Source organism: Lentzea sp. NBRC 102530 (genome assembly GCF_030269365.1).
GTDB lineage: Bacteria > Actinomycetota > Actinomycetes > Mycobacteriales > Pseudonocardiaceae > Lentzea.
This window is the reverse complement of record NZ_BSTF01000003.1, coordinates 202053-215316: the sequence shown is the minus strand read 5'-3', so window position 1 is coordinate 215316 and position 13264 is coordinate 202053. Positions and strand designations below refer to the sequence as shown.

10 protein-coding genes are annotated in these 13264 nt (G+C 68.2%); 3 read left to right on the top strand and 7 right to left on the bottom strand.

Translation table 11 applies throughout. The annotated features are described in order from the left end of the window. Positions 1-3: 3 nt before the first annotated feature. A complete protein-coding gene (locus tag QSK25_RS08605; protein WP_285636006.1) occupies positions 4-795 on the bottom strand; it encodes an HAD family hydrolase in 792 nt (263 codons plus the stop codon). 58 nt (positions 796-853) lie between these two features. Between QSK25_RS08605 and QSK25_RS08600 the strand changes: the two genes are divergently transcribed. From QSK25_RS08600 to QSK25_RS08590, 3 genes are all read left to right on the top strand, one after another. After that, positions 854-1753, top strand: coding sequence for an LLM class flavin-dependent oxidoreductase (locus tag QSK25_RS08600; RefSeq protein WP_285636003.1), 900 nt, complete (start codon positions 854-856; stop codon positions 1751-1753). Between the two features lie 76 nt (positions 1754-1829). After that, positions 1830-3014: a UDP-galactopyranose mutase gene (gene glf, locus QSK25_RS08595; protein ID WP_285636000.1), complete on the top strand. Its 1185-nt coding sequence runs from the start codon at positions 1830-1832 to the stop codon at positions 3012-3014. Positions 3015-3196: 182 nt separating this feature from the next. Continuing rightward, positions 3197-5098, top strand: coding sequence for a glycosyltransferase (locus QSK25_RS08590; RefSeq protein WP_285635997.1), 1902 nt, complete (start codon positions 3197-3199; stop codon positions 5096-5098). Positions 5099-5143: 45 nt separating this feature from the next. Here QSK25_RS08590 and QSK25_RS08585 read toward each other — a convergent pair whose 3' ends face one another. The 6 genes from QSK25_RS08585 to QSK25_RS08560 are packed head-to-tail and all read right to left on the bottom strand — an operon-like array spanning position 5144 to position 13252. Continuing rightward, the gene (locus QSK25_RS08585) at positions 5144-5956 is read right to left on the bottom strand and encodes a carbohydrate ABC transporter permease (protein ID WP_285635994.1); all 813 of its coding nucleotides are present in this window, start codon (positions 5954-5956) and stop codon (positions 5144-5146) included. After that, positions 5953-6804, bottom strand: a complete 852-nt coding sequence (locus QSK25_RS08580) for a carbohydrate ABC transporter permease (RefSeq protein ID WP_285635991.1) — start codon at positions 6802-6804, stop codon at positions 5953-5955. Before QSK25_RS08580 ends, QSK25_RS08585 begins: the two co-directional genes overlap by 4 nt. Continuing rightward, complete coding sequence (locus QSK25_RS08575; RefSeq protein ID WP_285635988.1) at positions 6801-8030, bottom strand: ABC transporter substrate-binding protein; 1230 nt, start codon at positions 8028-8030, stop codon at positions 6801-6803. The genes QSK25_RS08580 and QSK25_RS08575 overlap by 4 nt, the downstream gene beginning before the upstream one ends. A gap of 40 nt (positions 8031-8070) precedes the next feature. Beyond that, positions 8071-9912, bottom strand: coding sequence for a DUF6541 family protein (locus QSK25_RS08570; RefSeq protein ID WP_352235730.1), 1842 nt, complete (start codon positions 9910-9912; stop codon positions 8071-8073). A 26-nt stretch (positions 9913-9938) separates the two neighbouring features. Next, positions 9939-10985 carry a glycosyltransferase family 2 protein gene (locus QSK25_RS08565; RefSeq protein ID WP_285635981.1) on the bottom strand — a complete coding sequence of 349 codons (1047 nt, stop codon included), beginning with the start codon at positions 10983-10985 and terminating at the stop codon, positions 9939-9941. Next, a complete protein-coding gene (locus QSK25_RS08560; protein ID WP_285635978.1) occupies positions 10982-13252 on the bottom strand; it encodes a putative glycosyltransferase family protein in 2271 nt (756 codons plus the stop codon). Before QSK25_RS08560 ends, QSK25_RS08565 begins: the two co-directional genes overlap by 4 nt. Positions 13253-13264 lie beyond the last annotated feature (12 nt).

Genomic DNA, 13264 nt, shown 5'->3' with positions numbered 1-13264 from the left:
AACCTAGAACCAGCGCTCCAGCAGCTGGGCCACGCCGTCCTCCTCGTTGGACGCCGTCACCTCGTCGGCGGCGTCCAGGGCGTCCTGGTGGGCGTTGGCCATCGCGACGCCGTGCCCCGCCCAGCCCAGCATCGGCACGTCGTTGGGCATGTCGCCGAACGCGATGACGTCGGCCGCCTCGACACCGAAGCGCGCCGCGACGTCGGCGAGGCCGGTGGCCTTGGTCACGCCCGCCCGCGCGATCTCGATCAGGCCGTTGCCCGTCGAGTAGGTGATGGTGACCTCGTCGCCGAGCACCGCCGTGGCGGCCTCCGTCATCTCCGAGCTGTGCATCCCGGGCAGCCTGACCAGCATCTTCACCGCCGGGAAGCCGAAGACCTCGGCGCGTGAGTAGCGCGCGGAGTTCTCCGCCCAGGCGTGCAGGTAGTCGTGCTCGGCGAGGAACGTCGGCTCGTCGCCGACGCGTTCGGTGGCGAACGTCACGCCCGGCAGCACGGTGCCGAGGGCGTGGGCGATGTCGTTCAGCTCCACCGGACCGAGGGTCTGCTGCCAGACGACCTCGTCACGGCCGATGTCGTAGAGCACGGCGCCGTTCGCGCAGACCGCGTAACCCTGCAGGCCCGCCTGCTCGGCGACGATCGGGACCCAGCGCGGCGGACGGCCCGTGACCAGCACGAACGGCGTTTCGGTGGCGAGCACGCGGGAGACCACCGCGGCGGTGCGGTCGCTGACCCTCTCGTTCAGCCCGAGAAGGGTGCCGTCAACGTCCGATGCGACCAGCCGGGGAGTTTCCACGGGGTCCATCCTGCCTTGCCGCTTCGCCGAGCTACGGACGTGCGGATACTGTTCGGTGGTGCGTATCGGCATCGTCATCTTGCCTGAACACCGCTGGTGGATCGCAGAACCGAAGTGGCGTGCTGTCGAGGAGATGGGTTTCCACCACGCGTGGACCTACGACCACCTCGGCTGGCGCAGCCTCGTCGACGGTCCCTGGTTCGGTGCGGTGCCGACGCTGTCCGCGGCCGCCCTGGTGACCACGCGCATCCGCCTCGGCACCTTCGTGGCCTCCCCGAACTTCCGGCACCCCGTGCCGTTCGCGCGTGAGCTCATGACGATCGACGACCTGTCCGACGGGCGGCTCACGGTCGGTCTCGGCGCGGGTGGGGCGGGGTACGACACCACGGTCATGGGCACCGAGCCGTTGCTGCCCGCCGACCGCACCCAGCGCTACGCCGAGTTCGTCGAGCTGCTCGGGTCGCTGCTGGCCATGGACCGCACGTCGTACGAGGGCAAGTTCTTCTCCGCCGTCGAGGCCCGCAACGCGCCGGGCTGCGTGCAACGGCCGCGGGTGCCGTTCGTGCTGGCGGCGAACGGCCCGAAGGCGATGGCCATCGCGGCCCGCTACGGCACCGGCTGGGTCACCACCGGCCCGCCGACCGGCACCGTCGAGACCATGGACGAGTGGTGGCGCGGCGTGGCCGTGCACGCGGCCAGGTTCGACGAGGCGCTGAACGCCATCGGCAGGGCGAGCCACACCATCGACCGCTACCTGAACCTCGACTCCGCGCCCGTGTACTCGCTGTCGAGCGTCGAGTGCTTCCGCGACGCCGCCTGCCGGGCCCGCGAGCTCGGGTTCACCGACGCGGTCTCGCACTGGCCACGCCACGACGGCATCTACATGGGCCAGGAGTCGGTGCTGGAGAAGGTGGCCGACGAGGTCCTCCCCGCATTGATCACCGAAAGACCTCATTAGGGGGTTCTTGATCAGCGGATATGCACGCTGAGGGGCCGTCGAGGTGGCGCAGAGTAGCCGGGTATCCTCCGTTGCCGTGAGCTTCGCAGGTTATGACCTGATCGTCGTCGGATCCGGATTCTTTGGTCTCACGGTCGCCGAGCGCACCGCCTCGCAGCTGAACAAGCGGGTTCTGGTGCTTGAGCGTCGTGCCCACATCGGCGGGAACGCCTACTCGGAGGCTGAGCCCGAGACAGGAATCGAGGTGCACCGCTACGGCGCGCACCTCTTCCACACCTCGAACAAGAGGGTCTGGGAGTACTGCAACCAGTTCACCGAGTTCACCGGCTACCAGCACCGCGTCTTCGCGATGCACAAGGGCACGGCGTACCAGTTCCCGATGGGCCTGGGTCTGATCACCCAGTTCGTCGGCAAGTACCTGTCGCCCGACGAGGCCCGCGCGTGGGTGGCCGAGCAGGCGTCGGAGATCGACACCAAGGACGCCTCCAACCTGGAGGAGAAGGCGATCTCGCTGGTCGGGCGCCCCCTCTACGAGGCGTTCATCCGCGACTACACCGCCAAGCAGTGGCAGACCGACCCGAAGGAGCTGCCGGCCGCGGTCATCAGCCGCCTCCCGGTCCGCTACAACTTCGACAACCGCTACTTCAACGACACCTACGAGGGTCTGCCGGTCGACGGCTACACCGCGTGGCTCGAGAAGATGGCGGAGCACGAGAACATCGACGTGCGGCTCGACACCGACTTCTTCGACGTGAAGGACGAGATCCCGGCGGGCACGCCGATCGTCTACACCGGTCCGGTCGACCGCTACTTCGACTACTCCGAGGGCTGGCTCGGCTGGCGCACGCTCGACTTCGAGCAGGAGGTCGTGCCGACGGGCGACTTCCAGGGCACGCCGGTCATGAACTACAACGACGCGGAGTTCCCCTACACCCGCATCCACGAGTTCCGCCACTTCCACCCGGAGCGGGACTACCCGAAGGACAAGACGGTCATCGTCCGCGAGTTCTCCCGCGCCGCGGAGAAGGACGACGAGCCGTACTACCCGATCAACACCGCCGAGGACCGCGAGAAGCTGGAGCGGTACCGGGTGCTCGCCAAGAAGGAGGCGGCCGAGAAGAACGTCCTCTTCGGCGGCCGTCTGGGCACCTACAAGTACCTCGACATGCACATGGCGATCGGTTCGGCGCTCAGCGCGTTCGACAACAAGATCGCGCCGCACCTGACCGAGGGCACGCCGATCAACGGCGACCTCGACTGATGGTGACGACGATTTAACTCGCATTTTCGCCCGGCCGTACAACCTGTGCGGCCGGGCGATCGTCTTTGCACAATGAGTACTATGGGCGCTTGACGCGCCGCGCCACGACACTCTCTCCCGTGGCGGAAGCCATCCATGAAGCTGACCCGAACCGACCGCGTGCGGTTCGCCGGAGGAAGCACGTGACCGAGCAGGCCAAAGCCGCAAGCGCCATCAAGATCAACCCGACCCAGGTCCTGCAGCGGGTGATCATGCCGCGGGACGAGGACCCGCTGGACGTGCGTCCGCTGTACCTCGACGAGCCGACGAACGTGCACAGCCACGTCTCCGGCCGCCGCGCGGTGACGGTTCCGACCTCGGCGAAGGTGTCTTTCGCTTCGTACTTCAACGCGTTCCCCGCGAGCTACTGGAAGCGTTGGACGGTCATCGAGGACGTCGTGCTGCGCATGCGCGTGCGCGGCGCCGGACGCATCGACGTCTACCGCTCCAAGCCCAACGGCGACATCGTGCACCTCGACGGCAACGTCGTGCGCAGCGCGAAGTCGTACACCGACGTCGCCATCAAGATCTCGCTCAAGCCGTTCGAGGACGGTGGCTGGATCTGGTTCGACGTCTTCACCGACGACACCACCATCGAGATCGAAGAGGCCGCCTGGACCACGGAGCAGGAGCTCCCGGCCCAGTCCGTCGCCATCGGCATGACGACGATGCGCCCGGTCGACGCGGTCATCGCACTGCGTGCGCTCGGTGAGGACCCGGCCGTCCTCGCGGTGCTCAAGAAGGTCTTCGTCGCCGACCAGGGCGCCGTGAAGGTCCGCGACACCGAGGGCTACGCCGAGGCTGTCAAGGCGCTCGGCGACAAGCTCGAGGTCATCGAGCAGGACAACCTCGGTGGCTCCGGCGGCTTCACCCGCGGTCTGTACGAGGCGATCGAGCACACCGACGCCGACCAGATCATGCTGATGGACGACGACATCCGCCTGGAGCCGGACGCCGTCCTGCGCTCGAACGCGTTCGCGCGTGCGGCCGCCCAGCCGGTCATCGTCGGTTCGCACATGCTGAACCTCCAGGCCCGCGCCCGCCTGCACTCCATGGGCGAGGTCGTCGACCTGGGCACCTGCTACTGGCGTGCCGCGCCCGGCGCCGTCACCGACCACGACTTCGGTGCCGAGTCGCTGCGCGAGACCGAGGAACTGCACGCCCGCATCGACGCCACCTACAACGGCTGGTGGATGTGCCTGTTCCCGCGTGAGGTCGTCCAGCGCACCGGCTACCCGCTGCCGCTGTTCATCAAGTGGGACGACGCGGAGTACTCGCTGCGCGCCCTCGAGCGCGGCTACCCGACGGTGTCGCTGCCCGGCTCGGCCGTGTGGCACATGCCGTGGACGGACAAGAACGACGCCACCGACTGGCAGGCGTACTTCCACACCCGCAACCGGCTCGTCCTCGCGGCGCTGCACAGCCCGTACGACGTGCGGTCCACGCTGCTCAAGCAGGGTCTGAAGCTGTCGCTGCGGCACCTGCTGTCCATGGAGTACTCGACGGTCGCCGTGCAGCAGAAGGCGATCGAGGACTTCCTGGCGGGCCCGTCGCGCCTGTTCGACTCGCTGCGCACGGCGCTGCCGGAGATCCGCGAGCTGCGCAAGGACTACTCGGACGCCCAGGTCCTGCCGTCAGCCCGCGAGTTCCCGGCGCCGACGTTCGACATGGTCCGCGCCGAGCAGATGCTCACGCCGCCCACGAACCCGGTGACGATCGCCTCCGAGGCGGCCAAGGCCCTGGTGCACAACCTGCGCGAGCCGCAGGCCGCCACCACCGAGCGTCCGCAGATCAACGTGCCGGCGTCCAACGCGCGCTGGTTCCTGCTGGGCAACCTCGACAGCGCCACGGTCTCCAACGCCGACGGCAGCGGTGTCGCGTTCCGCAAGCGCGACCCGAAGGAGTTCCGCGCCCTGATGAAGCGCGCGGTTCGCAACTACCGCCGGCTGTCCTCCGAGTGGCCGCGGATGCAGAAGGTCTACCGCGACGCCCTGCCCGAGCTGACCTCGGTCGAGTCGTGGCGCAAGGTCTTCGAGAACAACTGATCCGGTTGTGCAGAAAGGGCCCTCGGAATTCCGGGGGCCCTTTCTTCATCCCTTGATGCCCGTCTCCGTCACGCCGCGCACCAGGAACCGTTGCAGCGCGACGAACACGACCACCAGTGGCGTGATGGAGACGGCCGCCGCCAAAAACAGCTCGTGCAGGTTCAGCGACTGCGCCGTGAGGAACGTCGACAGCGCCACCTGCACCGTCCACGAGTCCTGGTCCTGCGCGATCACCAACGGCCACAGGAACTGGTTCCACGACGTCACGAACGAGATCACGCCCAGCGCGGCGAAGAACCCGCGCGAGTTCGGCACCACGATCCGCCAGAACGTGCCCCAGTGGCCGAGGCCGTCGATGCGGGCCGCCTCCTCCAGCTCCCGCGGGAACGTCAGGAAGTACTGCCGGAACAGGAACGCGGTGAACCCGCTGAACAGGCCCGGGATCACCAGTCCGCGCAGGTCGGAGATCCAGCCGAGGGTCGACACCACCACGAACGACGGCACGAACGTCACCGCCGCCGGGATCATCAGCGTCGCGACCACCAGGTACAGCACGACGTTCGAGAACCGGTACGGGATGCGCGCCAGGCCGTAGCCCGCCAACGAGCACAACAGCAGTTGTCCCACCGTTTGCAGCACCGCGACGACGAGAGAGTTGAGCATGCTCCGCAGCAGCGGCACGGCGGGATCGTTGAACAGCTCGGCGAAGTTCTCCCAGTGGATCTCGGAAGGCCACCACGTCCAGTCGGCGGCCGTGATCTCGGACTCCAGCGCGAGCCCGTTGCGCAGCACCAGGTAGAACGGCAGCAGGAAGAAGAACGCGACGACCGTCAAAGCTGTGTACCGCAAGGCTTTCATCGCGTGAACACCCGCCCCTGGACCAGCGTCACGCCCGCGATCAGCAACGACAGGATCACCGCACCCGCGCTGCCGTGCCCGAAGTCCTGCCCGCCACTGCCCAGCGACGTGTAGTAGAGGTACACGAGCGGAGGCCTGCCGAACGGGCCGGAGCCCAGCACGTTGTAGAACTCGTCGAACGCCTGATAGGCCGCGATCAGCAGAAGCAGCAGCACCGCGACCGATGTCGTGCGCAGCTGCGGCAACGTGATGTGCCGCAACGCCTGCCACGGCCGTGCGCCGTCGATCCACGCCGCTTCGTAGAGGTGGTGCGGGATCCGTTGCAGGCCCGCGATGAACAGGATCATGTAGAACCCCAGCTGCAGCCACAGCCGCAACGTCACCAGCACCAACCAGTACCAGGGCGGCGTGACGGTCCACGCGATCGGGTCCGCGCCGAACCAGCCCAGCACCGTGTTCGCGAGGCCGTACCGCACGCCGTTGAACAGCGACAGCTTCCACACCAGCGACGCGACGACGTACGAGCAGGCGAACGGCAGGAAGAACACCGAGCGGAAGAACGCCTGCATGAAGCGGATCCCGTTGACCAGCAACGCCAGCGCCAGCGCGAGCACGAACGTCAGCGGCACCACGAACGCCGCGAACACGCTGAACGTGCCCAGCGACTCGAGGAACGGCCCGTCGGTGAGCATGTCGGCGTAGTTGTCGAACCCCATGAACGTCGTCGGCGTGACCGTGTTGCGCGCGTCGAAGAACGACAGCAGCACGCTCCACCCGATCGGCACGTACACGAACACCAACAGCCCCAGGAAGAACGGCCCCACGAACAGCCAGAAGGTGCGCGTCATCCGTAGAGGCGCTTCAACTCGTCCCGCACCTTCGACACAGCGCCACGCAGTTCGGACGACGCGTCGGCGCCGTCGCGCACCACGCGGGCCACGGCGTCCTCGAACGCCGTCCGCATCGCCGACGTCCAGTCCGGCGGGTTGGACGAGCGAGCGTTGTCCTGCACGAACTTCACGGCATCGGCGGCCGCACCGGTCCTGAGCTTGTCCGCAGAGGAGGCGAGGGACTTCCGCGGCGGGATGTGGAAGCCGTAGGACTGGTTGAAGTCGGCCTGGTACTCGGTCTTCTCGACCCACAGCCAGCGCACGAACTCCTTGGCCTCGGCCACCTTCGCCGACTTGGCGTTCACCATCGCGCCGTACGCCCCGACCGGCACGGACGGCTTGCCGGCGTCGTTCAGCCGCGGCCACGGCAGCACGCCGAAGTCGTCACCCAGGGCCTTCTGCACGGCCGGAACGGTCCACAGCCCGGTCCACTGCATCGCCACGAGCCCCTGCGTGAACGCGTCCGGCTCCGACCAGTCCTTCACCGCGCCGAGCAGCAGCGACCCGCTCTCCTGCAACGAGCGCAGCTTGCCGATCGCCTGGGCCGCAACGGGGTCGTCGAACCCGACCTGGTGCTCCGGCGTCACGTAGTCGAGGCCGGCCGACCACAGCGCGGGACCGGCGAGCACCTTCACGCCGGCGTCGTTGCCCGCGAACAACCCCTTCACGCCACCGGCGGTCAGCCGCCGCGCCGCGTCGACCAGTTCGTCCACAGTGGAGGGAGGTGACACCCCGGCTGCCGCGAGCATGCTCTTGCGGTAGAACAACATCTGCATGTCCACGGCCTGCGGGATGCCGTAGAGCTGCCCGTCGACGGTGTGTCCGGCGAGGATCGAGGCGGTGAAGTCGTCACGCGCGGACGCGATCACGTCGTCCAGCGGCACCAGCTGACCGGCCCGCACCGCGCTCACCTGCGTGGTGGCCTCGAAGACGTCGGGCCCGGTGCCGGACAGCAACGCGGTGGCGAGCTTCGAGTCGTAGTCGCCGGGGTTCCACTGCACGTCCACCGGCACCTTGCCGTACGCCTGCGCGTACCGCTCGACCGCCTGCTGCACGCCGGGTTCGCCGTAGGCGTGGTACCACTGGCGAAGTCCTTCGGAGGAGCCACGACCGGTGTTCGAACCGCACGCGGAGAGCAGCGCGAGAGCACCGGTGGCCGTCAGGAGCCTGCGTCGGGAGATCACCCGTCCCGTCTTACTCCGATCACGGCTCGTATGCGAGCGATTACCGTGCGAGTCGGGACCAGTCGACCTCGTAGAGCTGGAAGTCGCGGTTGCGGTAGACCGCCTTCAACGCCGCGACGTCGTCCAGGTCGACCATGCCGGGGGAGCGCCGGAAGTCGGCCATCAGCCCGCTCGACACCACGGCGTAGCGGATGTTCAGGTCGCGCACGACCTGCGCCGCGGCCGAGTCCGTGGTGATCTGGTTGAAGCGGTCGAGCAGCAGCTTGCGCCGCGGGCTCATGGTCGCGGGGTTGGGGTAGTGGCCGACGATCGGCTCGGCACCGCTCAGCGCGTACATCCACACCGTGCCGTCGACGCCGTCGTTCATCACCCGCTCACCGGGCTTCACGATCTTCCCGAGCTCCAGCAGCCCCTGCCGTTCCTGGTCGGTGACGACGGTGCTGCGGAACGTCCAGTGCAGCCGGATCGCGTTGCGCCCGACGTACCCGTGCGTCACGACGAGGTACCCGCCGGCGACCAGCGCGGCGACCACCAGCAGCACGACCTGCCCGCGTGGTTCCACCAGCTTGACCAGGTGGTTCAGCGCCCACCCCGCGGCGAGCGTCGCGGGCAGGACCAGCACGGCGACGAGTCGCCAGCGGTCGTTCCACCACGGCGACGTGATCGCGGTGGCCCACGCGGCGTCCACCGAGTCGGCCGCGACGAACAGGCCCAGGAAGACCACGTACGCCCCGAGCGCCCACCGCCAGACCGGCTCGCGCAGCATCAGGTAGAAGCCGAACAGCGACAACGCCGCCAGCAGGTACTGAGGGGCCTCCGCCTCGTGCCCGAGCAGCACCGCGTCCCCGAACGCGCGCGACGGCGTGGTCACGGCGGGCCAGTTGTAGGCCGACGTCCGCCCGGCCATCGTGGAGGCGCCGATCAGGTACGGGATGGCGATGACCGCGGCACCCACGGTCAGCAGGCCCAGCCGGGGCAGGTCGCGGCGCAGGAACTCCCGAGGCGCTGGCCAGGCCCGTTGCACCAGGTAGCAGAGCACGAGCAGGACGGCGACGAACATCATCGCCGAGTGCACCGCGGCCAGGCCCACCGCGACGACGGCCACGAGCACGCCGAGCCGGTCGGCCCGCGCGTCCAGCCACCGCACGAACAGGGCCAGGAACGGCAGGATCAGCGACAGCCCCGCGACGTACGGGTAGAGCTGCCCCCACTGCCACAGGTCGAACGGGTAGGCCGCGAACGACGTCGAGACCAGCGCCGAGGCGGCCGCGAAGCCCGCCCGGCCCCCGAACGCCTTGACGAGCGCCACGGTGCCCAGCGGGACGACCAGGGCGGCGGTGACGACCATCCCGGTGTTCATCACCAGCGGGATCGTCACGCCGGTGAGCTTGTAGATGATCGACTCGAACGCGTGGTAGGCGTTCGGGTAGAAGGCGCCGGCGGGGTTGTCCGGCACGTCGATCCAGCCGAACGCCCTGTTCCCGGCGTTGCCCGTCTCGGCGATGAACCGGATCCCGTTGCCGTGGTACGGCGCGTCCCAGCCCTGCGGCACCGAGTCGAGCCCGTAGGTGCCCCGCAGGAGCGTCAGCGTGGCGATGCCCCCCGCCGCGACCACACCGGCGGCGACGGTGAGCGACCCCGTGCGCGACCACGCGGGCTGGGTCAGGGGGTTGCGGGCGAAGCGCTGCACGACCAGCACCACGACCGCGATGGCGACGGTGCAGCCGAGCAGGACCCAGACGTTCCAGCGGATCCCGGCGGCCGACGTCAGCGGCGCTCCCACGCCCACGACGCCCATGGTGATGGCAGGGGCCGAACCTGCGAGCAGCCACCCTCGGAGACCGAGGATGGCTGCCAGCAGTGTTCCGGGGCCCCAGAGCAGGGCCGCCGTGAGAGCGAGTGCCTCTATCAGGGCCGGCCCAGACCGTTGACGTTGGTCAGGCCCGGGATGTCCAGCGGGTTCACGTTGACGACACCCTGCGGCGGCTGACCGGCGAGGGCGTTGACGTCGCGGACCTGGCGGATCACGTACAGCGGGCGGCGGCGGGCGTCGTCACCGGCGCGGTACAGGTACTGGCCGAGCATCGCCGTGCAGCCGAGGTTCGCACCGGCCGCGAAGAGCACGACACCGACGATGATGCCGATGGCGTTCGGCGCGGACAGCGTGATCAGCGCGCCGAGCAGGAAGCCGAAGACCGTGGCGAGGCCGATGCCCGTGAAGGCGACGCCCGCGACCATCATCAGCATGATCGGCATGACCGAGAACTCGACGAACGAGTCGAAGACCAGCTTGATCTTCTTGCTGGTCGTCCACTTGCTGTCGTCGGCCGCACGCGGCTTCTGCTCAAACGCGACGGTCGTCTGCTTGAAGCCCGCCCACGCGACCAGCGCGAGGATGTTGCGGTTGAGCTCCGGCATCTGGTTCACGACGTCCAGCACGGGACGGCTGACCAGCATCTGCGACGGGCCTTCCTTCGGGAAGGTCTTCGGCACGTCGGAGTGCTTGGCGAAGAAGTCGTTGAACTTCAGCGCGAGCTTGTTGGCGAGGCCCTTCGGCACCGAGCGGACCGCGCGAACGGCCCACACGATGTCGTTGCCCGCGCGCCACTCGGCGAGGAAGCGGTCGATGACCTCGACCGGCTCCTGCAGGTCGGCGGACAGCGTCAGGGCGCAGTCGCCGCGGCAGAGCGCGAAGCCGGCGCTCAGACCCGCGTGCGAGCCGAAGTTGCGCGAGAACGACGCCACGCGGGCGACGTCCTGCTCGCCGAGTTCGGCGATGAAGAGGTCCGCCGTGCCGTCCGACGAGCCGTCGTCGATGAGGACGAGCTCGAAGTCGACGTCCGGCTGCGACTCCTTGATCTGCCGGAACAGGTTGACGGTGCCCTTCACGTTCGGGGCTTCGTCGTAGGCCGGCACCACGATCGACACCAGAGGTCGGCGCGCCTGGTCGGTCACTTTCGGTCTCCTGTTCCGACGGTCTCGCGGATCACGTCGTCCAGTGGCTCAAGGTCTGAGTTGTGTTGTGGCTCGTCACGCCGCCTGCGGCGCTGAACGCGGTCGAGCACGACCAGCCCCAGCGTCAGCACGATGCCGATCGCGCCGGTGATGAGGCCGATGGTCATTCCAGGCATGACCCAGTCGATCTGCAGTGTGCCCTCCCGGACGCCCTTCGGCAGCTCGACCTCGAGCAAACCGGCAGGTCCGAGCTTCGCGGGCACGTCCTGGCCGTTCACCTTCGCGACGTAGCCCGGCCACGCGAGGCGGGAGAAGACCAGCTTGCCGCCGTTCGCGTCGCTGAACTTCACCTCTTCGCTGACCTTGCCGGTCATGCGGTCGGACTCGATCTTCATGCCGTCCGGGTAGGACGACACCCTGCCGTCCGGGAACTCGAGCTTGTCGATGCGCTTCCAGACGACCACGCGGTCCGAGGACTCGGCCTGGCGCCAGCCCTCCGGTGCAGGGACGTTCCGGGTGTCGATGAGGTTGTTCTGGACGACGACCGTTTCCGCGCGGAGCAGGTCGGCCAGCGGCTTGTCCGAGCCCGGCAGGGTCGACCACAGGGTCTTCCACGCCTCGGGGCACGTGACGGCGCCGTTGTAGGCGGTGCACAGCGCCTGGTCCATGGCGTTGAAGCCGACGCCGCTGTACGCGGTGAGGGCCTCGACGTTGGCGACGCTGAAGTTCGTGCCGAAGATGAAGTCCTGGTAGGCGCCACCGGGGTAGAGGTCGCCCGGTTTCACCTTCCCGATGTCGCTCAGCGAGACCGTCACGCCCTCGTAGCGCTTCTCGAAGCGCTGCTCGAGCTTGCTCTCGCTGGTCGGGAACTTGTAGTCCGCCACGCTGTAGTTGCCGGGGAACCACACGGTCTGCATCGCGAGGAAGCCGATCGTGCCGACCGCCATCACCGCGTAGCCCTTGAACGAGCCGATGCCGACGCGCAGCAGCACGAGCACCGCGACCGCCACGATGACCATCGTGTAGGCCTGGCGGAGGTTGGTCTGCGGCAGCGAGGCCCACCCGGAGTACGCCCCGACCAGCACGATCCCGAGAGAGCCGAGCGTGCGGGCCTTCTTCTTCGTCTTCTGCAGGCCCTCGCTGGCGAGGATCGCCCAGATGATGACCAGCGGGATGAAGAAGAACGGGATGAGGCGGGCCGGCCAGCGGAACACGTTCAGGTTCGACGGGCCGAGCACCAGGAACAGGTAGGCCAGCGTGTAGAGGTACAGGCCCAGGTACTCCTTGCGCCGCTCGAACAGCACGCTCCAGCGGAACCAGGGGAGCAGCGGCAGGAAGAACCAGGCCAGGTAGAGCGCGGGGAACGTCGGGTTGAGACCGCTCCAGATGTTCATCAGCGGCTGCGCGGCCGGGTTGCTCATCCCGAAGAAGTCCTGCAGCTGCGGGGAGAGGAACCCGTCGTTGAACGTCCTGCTGTCCTTGCGGTAGCTGACCGACGAGGTCAGCGAGAACGGCAGGTACACGATCACGTTCAGCATCAGCACGGCGAAGCCGGCCGCGAACAGGTTGATGATCTTGCGCTTGTCGAACGCCAGCCAGGCCTCGAGGGCCACGGCCAGGACGATCAGGAAGATCGAGACCAGCACGTACGGGTTGCCGGTGGTCGCCGCGAGGAAGCCGGTGAGGACCACCCACGCCGTCGACTTGCCGAGCCTGGCCGTGCGCCTGGCCGTCCACCACACGTACGGGAGGAAGCCGTACGTCGTGAGGGCGTTGATCCAGGACGTGCCGTCCATGAAGAGGATGTAGCCCGACAGCGGCAGCGCCGTGCCGATGGCCGCCGCGATCCACGGCTTGGCGCCGTACTCGCGGGCCAGCAGGAACACGCCGACCGAGAAGGCCACCAGGAACACGAGCTTGACGATCGTGATGCCGAGCGCGATGTTGTCGATCCAGCCGGTGCCCACGGCGAGGAGGACCTCGACCGGGTTCCACATGCCGGTGGCGACCTCGGCGGCGAAGTTGCCGCCGCGCCACATGTCGAGCTCGAGCAGCGGCATCCGGCCTTCGCTGAACGCCTCGCCGACCCGCTGCCACACCGGGACGGCGGCCGCGGCCGTGTCGTCCCAGAAGTAGAAGATGTGGTTGCGGTACATCGGGATGACCGCACCGAGCAGTACCAGGGCCACCATCGTGAGCGGTGGTGTCACCCGTTCCCGGAATCCGGGTTTGCCCGACGCCACTGCCGGGCTCAGAGTCGAAGTCATCTCAAGCAATCG